General features: G+C 67.9%; 13 protein-coding genes. 4 read left to right on the top strand and 9 right to left on the bottom strand.

The window, feature by feature from the left end:
- Positions 1-95: 95 nt before the first annotated feature.
- Complete coding sequence (locus tag ACTRWB_RS22585; RefSeq protein WP_129512486.1) at positions 96-452, top strand: hypothetical protein; 357 nt, start codon at positions 96-98, stop codon at positions 450-452.
- A gap of 89 nt (positions 453-541) precedes the next feature.
- On the opposite strand, the gene ftsB is transcribed toward ACTRWB_RS22585, so the two are convergent.
- The 9 genes from ftsB to ACTRWB_RS22630 form a co-directional block, all read right to left on the bottom strand.
- On the bottom strand, positions 542-967 hold the full coding sequence (gene ftsB / locus ACTRWB_RS22590; RefSeq protein WP_446903255.1) for a cell division protein FtsB: 426 nt from the start codon (positions 965-967) through the stop codon (positions 542-544).
- Positions 968-1,049: 82 nt separating this feature from the next.
- A complete protein-coding gene (eno, locus tag ACTRWB_RS22595) occupies positions 1,050-2,333 on the bottom strand; it encodes a phosphopyruvate hydratase (protein WP_006751590.1) in 1,284 nt (427 codons plus the stop codon).
- Between the two features lie 106 nt (positions 2,334-2,439).
- On the bottom strand, positions 2,440-3,294 hold the full coding sequence (gene kdsA, locus ACTRWB_RS22600) for a 3-deoxy-8-phosphooctulonate synthase (RefSeq protein WP_446903256.1): 855 nt from the start codon (positions 3,292-3,294) through the stop codon (positions 2,440-2,442).
- Positions 3,291-4,949 carry a CTP synthase gene (locus tag ACTRWB_RS22605; protein ID WP_446903257.1) on the bottom strand — a complete coding sequence of 553 codons (1,659 nt, stop codon included), beginning with the start codon at positions 4,947-4,949 and terminating at the stop codon, positions 3,291-3,293. Before ACTRWB_RS22605 ends, kdsA begins: the two co-directional genes overlap by 4 nt.
- A gap of 190 nt (positions 4,950-5,139) precedes the next feature.
- A complete protein-coding gene (locus ACTRWB_RS22610) occupies positions 5,140-5,985 on the bottom strand; it encodes an alpha/beta fold hydrolase (protein ID WP_048248748.1) in 846 nt (281 codons plus the stop codon).
- 136 nt (positions 5,986-6,121) lie between these two features.
- Complete coding sequence (locus ACTRWB_RS22615) at positions 6,122-8,605, bottom strand: DNA internalization-related competence protein ComEC/Rec2 (protein WP_446903258.1); 2,484 nt, start codon at positions 8,603-8,605, stop codon at positions 6,122-6,124.
- 57 nt (positions 8,606-8,662) lie between these two features.
- Complete coding sequence (locus ACTRWB_RS22620) at positions 8,663-9,451, bottom strand: TatD family hydrolase (protein ID WP_129512489.1); 789 nt, start codon at positions 9,449-9,451, stop codon at positions 8,663-8,665.
- Between the two features lie 64 nt (positions 9,452-9,515).
- On the bottom strand, positions 9,516-10,274 hold the full coding sequence (lolD, locus tag ACTRWB_RS22625; protein WP_080970919.1) for a lipoprotein-releasing ABC transporter ATP-binding protein LolD: 759 nt from the start codon (positions 10,272-10,274) through the stop codon (positions 9,516-9,518).
- A complete protein-coding gene (locus tag ACTRWB_RS22630) occupies positions 10,267-11,520 on the bottom strand; it encodes a lipoprotein-releasing ABC transporter permease subunit (RefSeq protein ID WP_446903259.1) in 1,254 nt (417 codons plus the stop codon). The genes lolD and ACTRWB_RS22630 overlap by 8 nt, the downstream gene beginning before the upstream one ends.
- A gap of 162 nt (positions 11,521-11,682) precedes the next feature.
- Between ACTRWB_RS22630 and ACTRWB_RS22635 the strand changes: the two genes are divergently transcribed.
- The 3 genes from ACTRWB_RS22635 to prfB all read left to right on the top strand — a co-directional run bounded on the left by ACTRWB_RS22635 (position 11,683) and on the right by prfB (position 15,716).
- Positions 11,683-12,747, top strand: coding sequence for a regulator (locus tag ACTRWB_RS22635; RefSeq protein ID WP_412021563.1), 1,065 nt, complete (start codon positions 11,683-11,685; stop codon positions 12,745-12,747).
- Positions 12,748-12,761: 14 nt separating this feature from the next.
- Entirely contained in the window at positions 12,762-14,459 is a 1,698-nt protein-coding gene (recJ, locus tag ACTRWB_RS22640; RefSeq protein ID WP_129512492.1) for a single-stranded-DNA-specific exonuclease RecJ, read from the top strand.
- 152 nt (positions 14,460-14,611) lie between these two features.
- A protein-coding gene (prfB, locus tag ACTRWB_RS22645; protein ID WP_193098685.1) for a peptide chain release factor 2 occupies positions 14,612-15,716 on the top strand; the annotation gives its coding sequence in 2 pieces (ribosomal slippage) (positions 14,612-14,692 and positions 14,694-15,716; 1,104 coding nt in all).
- The last annotated feature ends 57 nt before the right edge of the window (positions 15,717-15,773 follow it).

Here is a 15,773-nt window from a genome sequence, read left to right on the forward strand (position 1 = left end):
GACGCACACGAGCGTCGCACGCACGGCTCCGGCGCCGGAGGCTCGACCTTCGGCGCAAGCTGCTTCCCGTCGTCGGCGCGCTGCAGGAGAACCCCATGAATCGTCCGTTTCGCATCATCGTCCTGACGAGCGTCGCAGCCGGCACGCTCGCGCTCGCCGGCTGCGCGGTGCCGCCGCCGACTGCCACGATCCTGAGCCGCCTGCCCGAACCGGGCGCGTCGGGCGGCCAGCCGCCCGTGCTGTCGAGCGCCGAACGCAAGCGCTACGACGAGATCGACCGGCAGGTCCTGCGCGAACAGGACAGCGCGATAGCAGCCGAGGCGGCCGCGCGCGCATGGGCGTATTACTCGCCGCCGCCGGTGACCGTCTACGGCGGGTATTACGGCGGATGGGGAAATCGCTGGGGCACGGGCATCGGCTACGGTTACGGCTACCCGGGCTGGTGGTGGTGAGCGTGTATCGCCCGGTCGATTGATAACTGGCAGGAAATAAAAAAGCGCGGCATTTACCGCGCTTTTTCAATGGATTCGCGTTGTCGCGCTCAGTGATGCGCAGCCTTGCCCTTGTCGCCGCCATGATGCCGCGACGGCTTCGCCATCGACTGCGGATTCGGCACGACCCGCACCGGCGCCGCGGACACGGCACCACGCGTCGACGTGCTCGAAGGCGTGTTGTTGAGCGGCCCTGCCGGCGCATTCGGCGACACGAACTGCACGAATACTTCGCCGTCCTTCACCATGCCCATCTCGTAGCGCGCGCGCTCCTCGATGGCCGCGGTGCCGCTCTGCAGATCCTGCACTTCGCCGGCGGTCCGCTCGTTGCGCAGCTTCTCGTCCGCATTCTTCTGGAGCTGGTCGCCAAGCTGCTGACGCAATTCATGCACCCGCAGCCAGCCGCCGTGTCCCCACCATAGGGGGTACTGAATGAGCACCAGCAAGGCAATCAGGACGACAGTGACAAGCCGCATGTAAGAGACGCAGATATAAGAAGCGCCGCTCTACGCATCATGCACAGAGCGGCGTCGATATGACAAACCCGATAGTAGCGCGTTAGCGCAGGTTATAGAAAGCCGATTTACCCGGGTAGCTCGCGATGTCACCGAGATCTTCCTCGATGCGCAGCAGCTGGTTGTACTTCGAGATGCGGTCGCTGCGCGACAGCGAACCCGTCTTGATCTGACCGGCATTCAGGCCGACCGCGATGTCCGCGATCGTCGAGTCTTCCGTTTCGCCCGAGCGGTGCGAGATCACGGCCGTGTAGCCCGCGCGCTTCGCCATTTCGATCGCCGCGAACGTTTCGGTCAGCGTACCAATCTGGTTGATCTTGATGAGGATCGAGTTAGCGATGCCCTTCTCGATGCCTTCCTTCAGGATCCGCGTGTTCGTGACGAACAGGTCGTCGCCGACCAGCTGCACCTTCTTGCCGAGGCGCTCGGTCAGCAGCTTCCAGCCTTCCCAGTCGCTTTCGTGCATGCCGTCCTCGATCGACACGATCGGGAACTTGTCGGCGAGCGTCGCGAGGTAGTCGGTGAATTCAGCCGACGACAGTTGCAGGCCTTCGCCCGCGAGCTGGTACTTGCCGTCGTGGTAGAACTCGGATGCCGCGCAGTCGAGCGCGAGCAGCACGTCTTCGCCCGCACGGTAGCCGGCCTTCTCGATCGCCTGCAGGATCGTCGACAGGCACTCGTCGTTGCTGCCGAAGTTCGGCGCGAAGCCGCCTTCGTCGCCGACTGCCGTGCTCATGCCGCGGTCGCTCAGGATCTTCTTCAGCGCGTGGAACACTTCCGCGCCGCAACGCAGGGCTTCACGGAACGTCGGCTGGCTGACCGGGACGATCATGAATTCCTGGATGTCGAGGCTGTTGTTCGCGTGAGCGCCGCCGTTGACGATGTTCATCATCGGCACCGGCAGTTGCATCGCGCCCGAACCGCCGAAATAGCGGTACAGCGGCAGGCCGGCCTCTTCGGCGGCAGCCTTCGCGACCGCCATCGACACGGCCAGCATCGCGTTCGCGCCGAGGCGCGACTTGTTGTCGGTGCCGTCCAGCTCGAGCAGCGTCTTGTCGAGGAACGCCTGTTCCGACGCGTCGAGGCCCATGATGGCTTCGGAGATTTCGGTGTTGATGTGCTCGACTGCCTTCAGCACGCCCTTGCCGTTGTAGCGGCCGGCTTCGCCGTCGCGCAGTTCGATCGCTTCACGCGAGCCCGTGGACGCGCCCGACGGCACCGCCGCGCGGCCCATCGTGCCCGATTCGAGCAGCACGTCGCATTCGACGGTGGGGTTGCCGCGCGAATCCAGAATCTCGCGGCCGATGATATCTACGATTGCACTCATGGGTTTCCTCTGAGAATGACGATGGATTCTTCAAACTGCGACGGCATGCGTGCCGGAACCGCTTTCGCTACAGACGCGCGAAGCCGTCGCAAGGTTCATTCGATCTTTAGTTGAAATCGTTTTCCAGGAACGGATTGCGCTTCACCGCCTGGTCGAGCGTGACGAGGGTCTCCAGCAACGCGCCCATGCGGTTCAGCGGCACCGCGTTCGGGCCGTCCGACTTCGCCTCGGCCGGATTCGGGTGCGTTTCCATGAAGAGGCCCGCGACGCCCGTCGCGACCGCCGCACGCGCGAGCACCGGCACGAATTCGCGCTGGCCGCCCGAGCTCGTGCCCTGCCCGCCCGGCAGCTGCACCGAGTGGGTCGCGTCGAACACGACCGGCGCGTTCGTCTCGCGCATGATCGCGAGCGAACGCATGTCCGACACGAGATTGTTGTAGCCGAACGAGACACCGCGCTCGCACGCCATGAAGCGGTCGTCCGACAGCCCGGCTTCACGGGCCGCGTCGCGCGCCTTGTCGATCACGTTCTTCATGTCGTGCGGCGCGAGGAACTGGCCCTTCTTGATGTTGACGGGCTTGCCCGAGCGCGCGCACGCATGGATGAAGTCGGTCTGGCGGCACAGGAACGCGGGCGTCTGCAGCACGTCGACGACCGACGCGACCTGCTCGATCTCGTCGATCGAATGCACGTCGGTCAGCACCGGCAGGCCGAGCTGACGCTTCACCTCGGACAGGATCCGCAGGCCCTCGTCCATTCCGAGGCCACGAAACGACTTGCCCGAGCTGCGGTTCGCCTTGTCATAGGACGACTTGTAGATGAACGGTACGTTCAGCTTCTCGCAGATTTCCTTCAGGCGGCCCGCCGTGTCGATCGTCATTTGCTCCGACTCGACGACGCAGGTACCCGCGATCAGGAAAAACGGCTTGTCGAGACCAACCTCGAAATCGCACAGCTTCATGCTTTCACTCCGCGCGCTTGCTTGCCGGCCAGCGCGGCTTCGACGAACGACTTGAAGAGGGGATGACCGTCACGCGGCGTGGACGTGAATTCCGGGTGGAACTGGACGCCGACGAACCACGGGTGCATCGAACGCGGCAGTTCCATCATTTCCGGCAGATCCTCGCTCGGGGTACGGGCGCTGATGATAAGGCCGCCGGCTTCGAGCTGGGGCACGAAGCGGTTATTGACTTCATAACGGTGGCGATGGCGTTCGTTCACGTCCTTGCCATAGATTTCTTCCGCCATCGTGCCGGGCTTGATCGGGCAGCGCTGCGAGCCGAGGCGCATCGTGCCGCCGAGATCGGATTCCTCGGTGCGCGTCTCGACCTTGCCGTCGCGGTCGAACCACTCGGTGATCAGCGCGACCACGCGTTCCGGCGTGTCCGGATCGAATTCCGTGCTGTTCGCCTGCTTCAGGCCGACGACGTCGCGCGCGAACTCGATCACCGCGAGCTGCATGCCGAGGCAGATGCCGAGATACGGCACCTTCGCCTCGCGCGCATAGCGGATCGCCGCGATCTTGCCTTCGGTGCCGCGACGGCCGAAACCGCCCGGGACCAGCACCGCGTCGAGGTGCTTCAGGCTGTCGACGCCGTTCGACTCGATCTCTTCCGAGTCGATGTACTCGATGTTGACCTTGGTCGACGTGTGCAGCTGTGCGTGGCGCAGCGCCTCGATCAGCGACTTGTACGACTCGGTCAGGTCGACGTACTTGCCGACCATGCCGATCGTCACTTCGTGCTTCGGGTTCTCCAGCTTCTCGACGAGTTCCGACCACATGCTCAGGTCGGCATCGTGCGGCGACAGCTTCAGCTCCTCGCAGATGATCTTGTCGAGGCCCTGGTCGTGCAGCATCTGCGGAATCTTGTAGATGCTGTCGGCGTCCCACACCGAAATCACGGCGTCTTCCGGCACGTTCGAGAACATCGAGATCTTCTTCGATTCGTCGTCGGGAATGCGGCGGTCCGCACGGCACAGCAGCACGTGCGGCAGGATGCCGATCTCGCGCAGCTTCTGCACGCTGTGCTGGGTCGGCTTCGTCTTCAGTTCGCCGGCCGTCGCGACGTACGGCACGAGCGTCAGGTGCACGAAGCACGCGCTGTTGCGGCCGAGGCGCAGGCTCATCTGGCGCGCGGCCTCGAGGAACGGCAGCGACTCGATGTCGCCGACCGTGCCGCCGATCTCGACGATCGCGACGTCCGGCTCGCCGCAGGTGGCCGATGCGGCCCCGCGCTCGATGAACGCCTGGATTTCGTTCGTGATGTGCGGAATGACCTGCACGGTCTTGCCGAGATAGTCGCCGCGGCGTTCCTTGCGGATCACCGATTCGTAGATCTGGCCGGTCGTGAAGTTGTTGGCCTTGCGCATCTTCGTGCTGATGAAGCGCTCATAGTGGCCGAGGTCGAGGTCCGTCTCCGCCCCGTCTTCCGTCACGAACACTTCCCCGTGCTGGAACGGGCTCATCGTGCCGGGGTCGACGTTGATGTACGGATCGAGTTTGAGGAGGGTGACTTTCAGACCGCGCGATTCAAGGATCGCGGCGAGGGAAGCGGCGGCAATACCCTTGCCAAGGGAAGAAACTACGCCGCCGGTGACGAAAACATATTTGGTCATCGCTGGATGCTCGCGGGAAAAACGGATTATACCGTAAAGCCCGCCCTTTTCTCAGCAATTGCCGGGACGACACGCGGTGATCGCGCCCTTTCGTGCGGACCCGCGCCGGCCTTTCGAGCCGGGGCAAACCGGTCGGACGGACGGCGCGACCTCACGTGCCGCGGCGCGTGCCCGGCGGCCGGACGACGCGTCACGCGCGCCTGGCCAGCGGGGCGCCACCCCGCGAAACCTCACCCTCCTCCGCCTTCAGCGAATTCAGCATCCGCTGCAATGCGCGGGCGGTCTCGAGCGGCCGCTCCATCGGGAACAGGTGACTGCCCTCGAGCCATTCGACGCGGCCGCGCGCCGCACGCCGAGTCGCGTCGAGCCCGACTTGGCGCACCTCGCGCGAACGCGTGCCGGCGAGGAAACCGAGCGGCACCGGCGCGCCGTGCGCGAGCCGCGGGCCGAGCGTGTGCGGCAACGTCCGGTAGATCAGGTATTCGACCTGCCGGTCGAACGCGAGCGCACGCTCGCCGTCGGCGCCGGCCTGCGGAATGCCGTAGTCGATGTAGTCGGCCAGCATCCGTTCGTCCCAGCGCGCGAACGCGGGCTTCTCGCGGAAGTGCCGCCAGACTTCGTCGCGGCTCACCCAGCGCGTGCGCCGGTTGCGCGTCGCGGCGGCCGGCGACAGCCGCTCGTCGAGCCCCGCCCACTGGCTCGCGCGCAACGCGCCGGCGCGCCAGCCGGCGATGATCGGCGAATCGATCATCACAACCCCGCGCACCCATTGCGGCTTCTTCAGCGCGGCCATCAGCGACAGGTAACCGCCGAGCGAATGGCCGACGAGCCAGACGGGACGCTCGTAGCGGCTGCCGATATCGTCGAGCAGCTGCTCGACGAGATGCGGCCAGTCGCGCGTCACCGGATAACGACGGTCGTGACCGATCCGTTCGATGTAGCGCAGCTCGTAGTCGTCGGCCAGTTCGGCAAAGATCGTCCGGTACGTCGATGCCGGAAAGCCGTTCGCATGCGAGAAATGGAGGATGTCCTTCAAACGCCGATGTCTCCTTTGTCGACCGGAGTTGGCGCTTTAGCGCCTATTCCGGCCTCATGCTTCGCGGTCGACGGGAGTGAGGGTTTTGGCGCTTACTCCCGTCCCATGCTTTCTTGATAAGCGGCCTTCGCCGAGGTCACCGGTCCATCCAGTATCGCCGCTGGCCGTCGCGATGACGCTCGAAAGCGAACCCGCCATCGGCCGGCGCGACGTCGAACCGCACGGCGCCGTCGCGATCCGTGCGCGGCAGCGGAATCCCGCGCGCCTCGTAACGCGCGAGGACGCTCCGGTGCGGATGCCCGAAACGATTGCGATAGCCTACAGGAAATACCGCGACGCGCGGCCCGACCGAATCGAGGAAAGGCTCGACCGACGACGTGCGGCTGCCGTGGTGCGGAACGACCAGGATCTGCGCAGCCAGCGCGTCGCGCGCAGTGTCCACGAGCTGGCGTTCGGCGGGCGCTTCGATGTCGCCCGTCAGCAACGCGGACGTACCGCCCGCGTCGATGCGCAGCACGCACGACTGCCCGTTCGGCGAACCCGTGCCCGGACCGCCGTGCGGCCAGAGCATCGTGAAGACGACGCCGTCCCAGGTCCAGCGCTGCCCGGCCGCGCACGGCAGCCGGTCGGCAACGCCGGCGGCGGCCGCATCGCGCCACAGCCCGCTCTTCGGCGAAATGCCGGCCAGCAGTTGGCGCACGTCGGCTACCGCATAGACGGCCGGCACGCCGCCCGTGTGATCGGCGTGCGCGTGACTGAGCACGAGCGAGTCGATCACCGCGATGCCGCGCGAGCGCAACGCCGGCGCGACGATCCGCGCACCGGCGTGGGTCGACTCCGCGCCCGGCCCCGCGTCGAACAGCAAGGTCCGCCGCGCGGTCTCCACCAGCACCGACGCGCCCTGCCCGACGTCGAGCACGGTCAGCCGGAAACCGCCCGGCGGCGGCGCATCGGCCGCCGGCGCGACGAGCGGCAGCCACGTGAGCGGCGCCGCCCAGCGCAACGGCCAGCCGCGCGGCATCAGCGCCCATGCGACGCCCACGCATGCCAGCGCCAGCACCGGCCAGTCGGGCATGCGCAGCCAGAACACGCCGGCAGGCCAGTCGGCGAGGTGCCCGAGCAGCACCATCATCGGTTCGAGCGCCGCATGCGCGAGCCGGAACGCGAGCGCATCGAGCGGCGCGGGCAACGCGATGCCGGCCAGCACGATCGGCGTCACGACCGTGCTCACCCACGGAATCGCGAACGCATTGCCGAACGGACCTGACAGGGAAATCTGCGCGAACCACGCCGCCGTCAGCGGCGCGAGACCGATCGTCACCGCGTACTGCACGCGCGTGGCCTCGGCGACACGGCGCGCGACGCGCGTGCCCCACGCGCGCAACCGGCTCGACAGGTCAGGCGTAGCGTCCCGCTCGACGTCCTCCGCGTCGACCTCGCGCGCCGCGCGCCAGCCGGCAACGGTCAGCAGGATCACGCCGACCGCCCCGAACGACAACCAGAACCCGGCCGACAGCACGGCCCAGGGATCGGCGAGCAGCACGCCGCCGATTGCCGCGCACCACACCGCGGAGGTCGGTACGCTGCGCCCGGCCAGATACGCGACGCCGCCCGCCGCGATCATCCACCATGCGCGCTGCGCCGGCACGTTGAAGCCTGCGAGCGCCGCATAACCGGCCGCGGCCGCCAGCGCGGCAAGCGACGCCGCGTACGGCGCCGGCAACACGAGCGTCGCGGCCCGCGCGCGCCAGCGCACGCGCCGCCAGACCATCGCCACGAGCCCGCCCGCGATTGCGCCGACGAGCCCGACATGCAGACCGGAAATCGCGACCAGATGGCTCGTGCCGGTGTTGCGCAGCACGCGCCAGTCGTCGTCGCCGATGCCCGACTGATCGCCGATCGCAAGCGCGGCGACGATACCGCGATGACCGGCGTCGACCCCGAGCGTCTCGCCGATGCGTGCCCGCAGCGCGTCGCGCAGCCGATCGATCGTTGCACGCCATCCCGCTGCGCGCGCATCGAGCAATTCGGCCCGCCCGGGCGCGCTGACATAACCGATCGCGCGAATGCCTGCGGCAAGCCACGCCGCCTCGCTGTCGCGCACGCCGGGATTGGCCTCGGCGTGCGGGTGCTTCAGGCGCACGACGAAGCGCCAGCGCTGCGCGGCACGCAGGTCGGGAAGCGGATCGCGTGTCGCGGATGGGCCATACGCGCGCCACGACAACCGGATCAACGGAGGAAAACGGGCCAGCCCCGCATCGTTCGACTCGACCGCGAACAGCAGTCGCGCGCCCGTCTCGTCCACGACGGGCAACCCCCGGATCACGCCGGTGACGACGATGTCGCGCCCTTCCCATTCGACGGGCAGGCTGTCGCTCAGCCGCCATTCGGCCCGCGCGGCCGCATAACCGAACCCCGCCACGCAGGCCGCGATTGCGCACACACCCCATCCGAGCGCGACGGTCGCACGCGTGCGCGGGTGACGCATGCACCACGCGCCCAAAGCCATGCAGCCCGCGAGCGCGAGCGCACCGGCCGCCCATCCGATCGCGCCCGGCAACGCCGCCTGCCGCTGCAGCACGACGACGCCGAGCGCGAACGCGATCCACCACACGCGCATCCCGCCTCCTCGTCGACCGGGTGCCGCCCTGACGAATGCGGCACCTACCAGCAACGATTATGCGGACGAAAGGGCGAGTCGCGGCAGCGCGGCGAGTGCGTTGGCCGAAGTGGATAGACCGAGTGAACTGGCGTCCAGACCGCGCAGTTCGGCGAGCACATCGCCGATGCGCGGCACCTGGTCGGGGGTATTGCGGGATTTGTACGCCCATTCGGGCGCGATGTCGGGCGCATCCGTCTCGACGACGATCGCGTCGAGCGGCAATTGCGCCGCGAGCCGGCGAATCTGCAGCGCGCGTGCGAAGGTCACGTTGCCGCCGAAGCCGAGATGGAGCCCCTGCGCGAGATACGCGTCAGCCTGCTGAAAACTGCCGTTGAAGGCATGCGCGATGCCGCGCCGCACGCCGAACCGGCGCAGCCCGGCGAGCACGCGATCCTGCGACTTGCGCACGTGGCACAGCACGGGCAGGTCGAATTCGCGCGCCAGCTTGAGCTGCCCCTGATAGAAGAACTGCTGCCGCTCTTCGTCGAGCCCCGGCACGAAATAGTCGAGACCAATCTCGCCGATCGCGACGAAACGCGGATCGTCGAGGCTCGCCTCGATCTCCATGCGCAGCCGGTCGAGATCCTCGTCGCGCGCCTGCGGCGTATACATCGGATGGATGCCGAGCGCATAGACCGCGCCCGGTGTGCGCTGCGCGAGTTCGCGCACCGTCGTGAAGTTGTCGCGCCCGATGCTCGGGATCACGATGCGCGACACGCCGGCCGCGCACGCCGCACGCACGACCGCGTCGCGGTCGGCGTCGAACTCGGCGGCATCGAGATGGCAGTGCGTATCGATCCACATGGCAGCATTCCTGCGCCCTTGCGCGGTGCCGGGATGCACCCGGCACCGCGCGAAGGGCGTGCGTTCAGACCGGCAGCGCCGGCTCCTCGTGCAGCACGCCGTCGCGCAGCCGCATGATGCGGTCACAGCGCGCGGCGAGATCGGGATCGTGCGTGACGATCACGAAGCTCGTTTCGAGCGTCTCTGACAGTTCGAGCATCAGGTTGAACACCGTGTCGGCCGTCGTGCCGTCGAGGTTGCCGGTCGGCTCGTCAGCGAGCACGCATGCCGGCTTCGTGACCAGCGCGCGCGCGATCGCGACGCGCTGCCGCTCGCCGCCCGACAGCTCGCCCGGCCGGTGCTTCGCGCGCGGGCCGAGACCGACCCGCTCGAGCATCGTCTGGGCCTGCTCGCGTGCATCCTCGGTCGTCATCCGGCGGATGCGCAGCGGCATCGCGACGTTGTCGAGCGCGGTGAATTCGGGCAGCAGGTGATGGAACTGGTAGACGAAGCCGAGCGCGCGGTTGCGCAACTCGTTGCGCTCGCGTTCGGCGAGTTGCGTAAACGGCTTGCCGAGCAGCGACACTTCGCCCGCGCTCGGCTCGTCGAGCCCGCCCAGCACGTGCAGCAGCGTGCTTTTCCCGGAACCCGACGCGCCGACGACCGCGAGCTTCTCGCCGCGACGCACCGTCAGTTCGGTATTGCTGAGCACCTGCACGTTGAAGCCGCCCTGTACGAACGCCTTCGTGATCCCGCGCGCCTGAAGCACGTATTCCTGCATACCTGCCGAATCCTGTCTGTTGTGTTGTCGTGAATCCGCGAATGCGGTCGCGCGGTCATTCATAGCGGAGCGCCTCCGCCGGCTTCACCTTCGCGCCGCGCCAGCTCGGATAAAGCGTCGCGACGGCCGACAGCACGAACGCGATCAGCCCGATCCGGATCACGTCGCTCGCGACCAGTTCGGACGGCAACTCGCTGATGAAGTACACGGACGGCGGCAGGAACTGCACGCCGAACAGATGCTCGATCATCGGGATCAGCCACGGGATGCTCCATGCGATCAGGCAGCCGAGCGCGACGCCCGACGCCGTGCCGACGAAACCGATCGTCACGCCCTGCACGACGAAGATCTTCATGATCGAACCCGGCTGCGCGCCGAGCGTGCGCAGGATCGCGATGTCGGCCTGCTTGTTGGTCACCGTCATCACGAGCGACGACACGAGGTTGAACGCGGCCACCGCGATGATCAGCGTCAGGATGATGAACATCATCCGCTTCTCGATCTGCACGGCCGAGAACCACGTCTTGTTCTGCTGGGTCCAGTCGCGGATGTACAGGCTGCCCGACAGCGTATGCGACAGCTCGACCGCGACCTGCGGCGCCTTCTGCATGTCCGTCAGCCGCAGCCGCACGCCGGTCGGCGCGGACATCCGGAACAGCGCCTCGGCGTCGCGGATGTTGATCATCGCGAGCGTGCTGTCGTATTCGTAATGGCCCGACTCGAACACGCCGACGACCGTGAACTGCTTCAGGCGCGGCATCATGCCGGCCGGCGTGATCGAGCCCTCGGGCGCGACGAGCGTGACCTTGTCGCCGATCGTCACGCCGAGGTTGCCGGCGAGCGCGTCGCCGAGCACGATGCCGAACTGGCCCGGCACGAGCGCGGCGAGCTGCCCGGCCTTCATGTCCTTGCCGATGTCGGACACCTGCGGCTCGAGCGTCGGCTCGACGCCGCGCAGCATCACGCCGCTCACCGCGTCCTGGCGCGTCAGCAGCGCCTGCGCATCGACGTACGGCGCCGCGCCGACGACCGACGGATTGCGGCGTGCTTCCTGCGCAGTCAGTTGCCAGTCGGGCATCGAGCCCGTCGGCGAGAACACCTCGACGTGCGCGAGCACCGACAGCATGCGGTCGCGCACTTCCTTCTGGAAGCCGTTCATCACCGACAGCACGACGATCAGCGCCGCGACGCCGAGCGCGATCCCGAGCATCGACACGAGCGCGATGAAGGAAATGAAGCCGTTGCCGGTCGTGCGTTTGCCGGCGCGCGTGTAGCGCCAGCCGATCTGCCATTCGTACGGAAGTTTCAAGCGAATCCTTTCTGCTGGTTACGGCGGGGAGACGCCCCGCGGCCGGACCGCCGCCCGGCGGCGGCCACCGGCCCGGGCACGGTCGGAAAACGGCCGCCGGACGCGAACGGGCCGTCAGCCGGCCCGATCACGCGCGCAGTTTGCCATACAATGCGCACCATCATGCACGACCGACGCCTCCATTTTCTCGTTCCGTTCGCGCTGCCGTCGGCGGCCGATGCGGCCTCGTCCCTGCACACGCTGGACAGCCCCGCGCTCGAAAAGTTGCTCGCCCGCGCGAGTCTCGTCGAGCGCGTGGCCGGCGAGGACTTCCAGCGCACGCTGCCGCACGAGCGCTGGCTGGCCCGCCAGTTCGGCGCGACCCGGGGCAACGCCGCGGACGAAGCGCCGCTCGCGCCCTACATGCTGCTGGCGGACGGCGGCGACCCCGGCGCGCAAGCGTGGGCGTGCGTCGAGCCCGTGCACGTCGAAATCGCGCACGATCACCTCGTGCTCGTCGATCCGGCCGCCCTCGCGCTCGACGACGGCGACGCCGCCGCACTGCTCGCGGTCGCGCGGCCGCTGATCGAGGAGCTCGGCGTGCGGCTCGAAGCGCCGAATCCGGCGCGCTGGTACCTGTCGAGCGAACAGCTCGCCCGGCTCGCCGGCGCCGCGCCGCTGCGCGCGAGCGGCCGCAACATCGAGATCTGGCTGCCGCACGAGGCCCACACGGGCGAGCGCTCGCGGATGTGGATGAAACTGCAGAACGAAGTGCAGATGGCGTGGTTCCAGCACCCGGTCAACGAAGCCCGCGAGGCGCGTGGCCTGCCGGCCGTAAATTCGATCTGGTTCCATGCGCAGGGCACGCTGAAGCCGGTCGGCAAGCCGTTCGCGCGCGTGCTGTCCGAATCGCCCGCGGCGCTCGGCCTCGCGCGCGCCGCGCAAGCCGAAGCCGGCCCTGCCCCGGCCGCGTTCGGCACGCTGCCCGCCGCCGACGGCGCGACGCTCGTCGAACTGCCGGCGCTCACCACCCCGTTCATCGAGCAGGACTGGGCACGCTGGCACGATGGGCTCGCCGCGCTCGAGCGCGACTGGTTCGCACCGGCCCTCGCCGCGCTGCAGGACGGCGCGCTGGCAAGCGTCGATTTCACGCTGTGCGGCGACACGAGTTCCGTGACGCTACACGCGACGCGCGGCGACCTGCGCAAGTTCTGGCGCCGCCGCGCGCTCGCCTCCCTGTTCGAATAACAAGCAGAGCCCGAATGACCCGGATCGTTACCCGCCCCGTCGCGCCCGCCGACGCAGAAGTGCTCGCGCGTCACGGCCTGCATCCCGTGCTCGCGCGCCTTTACGCGTCGCGCGGCGTGCAGTCCCCGACCGACATCGAGACCGCACTCGCGCGCCTCGTTCCGCCCACCGAGCTGAAAGGCTGCGCCGACGCGGCGTCGCTGCTCGCCGACGCGATCGCCGACCAGCGACGCCTGCTGGTCGTCGCCGACTACGACTGCGACGGCGCGACCGCATGCGCGGTCGCGGTGCGCGGCCTGCGCATGTTCGGCGCGCAAATCGACTACCTGGTGCCGAACCGCTTCGAATACGGCTACGGCCTCACGCCCGAGATCGTCGAGCTCGCGGCCGCGCGCAAGCCCGATCTGCTGATCACCGTCGACAACGGGATCGCGAGCGTCGCGGGCGTCGAAGCCGCGAACGCGCGCGGCATCGACGTGCTCGTGACCGACCACCACCTGCCCGGCGACGCGCTGCCCGCCGCCCGTGCGATCGTCAACCCGAACCAGCCCGGCTGCGCGTTCCCGAGCAAGAATATCGCCGGCGTCGGCGTGATGTTCTACGTGCTGCTCGCGCTGCGTGCCGAGCTGCGCCGCCGCGGCGCATTCGCGAGCAAGGAAGCCGAGCCGCGCCTCGACGGCCTGCTCGACCTCGTCGCGCTCGGCACCGTCGCCGACGTCGTACGGCTCGACGGCAACAATCGCGTGCTCGTCGCACAGGGGCTGCAGCGCATCCGCAACGGCCGCATGCAGCCGGGCATCGCCGCGCTGTTCCGCGCCGCCGCGCGCGAAGCGCGCACCGCGTCGGGCTTCGACCTCGGCTTCGGCCTCGGCCCGCGACTGAACGCCGCGGGGCGGCTCTCCGACATGTCGCTCGGCATCGAGTGCCTGATCACCGACGACATCGGCCGCGCGTGGGATCTCGCGCAGCAGCTCGACGTGATGAACCGCGAGCGCCGCGAGATCGAGGCCGGCATGCAGCAGCAGGCGCTCGCCGATCTCGCCGACGTCGACCCGGCAGACGCGTGCACGATCACGCTGTTCAACCCCGAGTGGCACCAGGGCGTGATCGGCATCGTCGCCGGCCGGCTCAAGGAAAAATTCCACCGCCCGTCGTTCACGTTCGCGCACGCCGACGAGGAAGGCAAGCGCGTCAAGGGTTCGGGCCGGTCGATCGCCGGTTTTCACCTGCGCGATGCGCTCGACCTCGTGTCGAAACGCGAACCGGACCTGATCGTCGCGTTCGGCGGCCACGCAATGGCGGCCGGCCTCACGCTCGACACCGAGAACGTGCCGCGCTTCGCGGCCGCGTTCGAGGCCGTTGCGCGCGAATGGCTGTCCGACGACGCGCTCGCCCGCGTGATCGAGACCGACGGCGAACTCGAGGATGCGTATTTCACGCCGCAGTTCGTCGGGCTGCTCGACGAGGCCGTCTGGGGGCAAGGTTTTCCGGCCCCGCTTTTCTCGGGCGAATTCGACGTCGTGTCGCAGTCGCTCGTGAAGGACAAGCACCTGAAGCTGCAGCTTGCGCGCGGCCGCCAGCGCTTCAACGCGATCTGGTTCAACCACACCGAGCCGCTGCCGGCGAGCGCGCTGATCGCATACCGCCTCGTCGCCGACACGTGGAACGGCGTCACGCGCGTCCAGTTGATCGTCGAGCACGCGGCCGGCTGAGCGCGGGCCGCCCGGCCCGCGGTGCCCGCCAACGCATGCCTGCCGCGCCGGACGGGGCCGCGGCGCGCATGCGGGCACCATTCGCGTCACCGGGCAACCCTGCCGATCGGCTATAATTCCGCTTTTTTACGAAGCAAGAATAGCGAGCGATCATGGAAGCGGAACGTCTCAACGCGATCGAAAGCTCCCTGCTCGACCTGCGCAATCGCGCGGGCGAGCTCCGGGGGTATCTTTGACTACGACGCCAAAGCTGCGCGTCTGATTGAAGTCAACAAGGAACTGGAAGACCCGAACGTCTGGAGCGATTCGAAGAACGCCCAGGCACTCGGCCGCGAAAAGAAGCTGCTCGACGGCGTCGTCTCGACGCTGACGGTGCTCGATAGCGACCTGCGCGACGCGCTCGACCTGTTCGAGATGGCTCGCGAGGAAGGCGACGAAGATACCCTCGTCGCGTCGGAAGACGATGCCGCGAAACTCGAAGCGCGCGTCGGCGACATCGAGTTCCGCCGGATGTTCTCGAACCCGGCCGACCCGAACAACTGCTTCATCGATATCCAGGCCGGCGCCGGCGGCACCGAGGCGTGCGACTGGGCGTCGATGCTGCTGCGCCAGTACCTGCGCTACTGCGAACGCAAGGGCTTCAAGGCCGAGGTGCTCGAAGAGTCCGACGGCGACGTCGCCGGCATCAAGAACGCGACGGTCAAGGTCTCGGGCGAATACGCGTACGGCTACCTGCGCACCGAAACGGGCATTCACCGCCTCGTGCGCAAGTCGCCGTTCGATTCGTCGGGCGGCCGCCACACGTCGTTCTCGTCGGTGTTCGTGTATCCGGAAATCGACGACTCGATCGAAGTCGAGGTGAACCCGGCCGACCTGCGCATCGACACCTACCGCGCGTCGGGCGCGGGCGGCCAGCACATCAACAAGACCGACTCGGCCGTGCGGATCACGCACATGCCGACCGGCATCGTCGTGCAGTGCCAGAACGACCGCTCGCAACACCGCAACCGCGCCGAAGCGATGGCGATGCTGAAGTCGCGCCTGTACGAAGCCGAAATGCGCAAGCGTCAGGCCGAGCAGGACAAGCTCGAGTCGAGCAAGACCGACGTGGGCTGGGGTCACCAGATCCGCTCGTACGTGCTCGACCAGAGCCGTGTGAAGGACCTGCGCACGAACGTCGAAATGAGCAACACCCGCGCGGTGCTCGACGGCGATCTCGACGACTTCATCAGCGCGAGCCTCAAACAGGGCGTGTAAGCGCCGCGGCGCGGCCTGGCCGCGCCGCCCTTCCCGTTTGCGTTGCCGCACCAATCC

It is taken from the genome of Burkholderia sp. YIM B11467 (assembly GCF_052952715.1).

Coding starts and splice junctions, on each gene's coding strand:
- ACTRWB_RS22615 (WP_446903258.1), bottom strand. CDS start 8,605: ATGCGCGTGTGGTGGATCGCGTTCGCGCTCGGCGTCGTCGTGCTGCAG.
- ACTRWB_RS22605 (WP_446903257.1), bottom strand. CDS start 4,949: ATGACCAAATATGTTTTCGTCACCGGCGGCGTAGTTTCTTCCCTTGGC.
- kdsA (WP_446903256.1), bottom strand. CDS start 3,294: ATGAAGCTGTGCGATTTCGAGGTTGGTCTCGACAAGCCGTTTTTCCTG.
- ACTRWB_RS22620 (WP_129512489.1), bottom strand. CDS start 9,451: ATGTGGATCGATACGCACTGCCATCTCGATGCCGCCGAGTTCGACGCC.
- eno (WP_006751590.1), bottom strand. CDS start 2,333: ATGAGTGCAATCGTAGATATCATCGGCCGCGAGATTCTGGATTCGCGC.
- ftsB (WP_446903255.1), bottom strand. CDS start 967: ATGCGGCTTGTCACTGTCGTCCTGATTGCCTTGCTGGTGCTCATTCAG.
- ACTRWB_RS22585 (WP_129512486.1), top strand. CDS start 96: ATGAATCGTCCGTTTCGCATCATCGTCCTGACGAGCGTCGCAGCCGGC.
- lolD (WP_080970919.1), bottom strand. CDS start 10,274: ATGAATGACCGCGCGACCGCATTCGCGGATTCACGACAACACAACAGA.
- ACTRWB_RS22635 (WP_412021563.1), top strand. CDS start 11,683: ATGCACGACCGACGCCTCCATTTTCTCGTTCCGTTCGCGCTGCCGTCG.
- recJ (WP_129512492.1), top strand. CDS start 12,762: ATGACCCGGATCGTTACCCGCCCCGTCGCGCCCGCCGACGCAGAAGTG.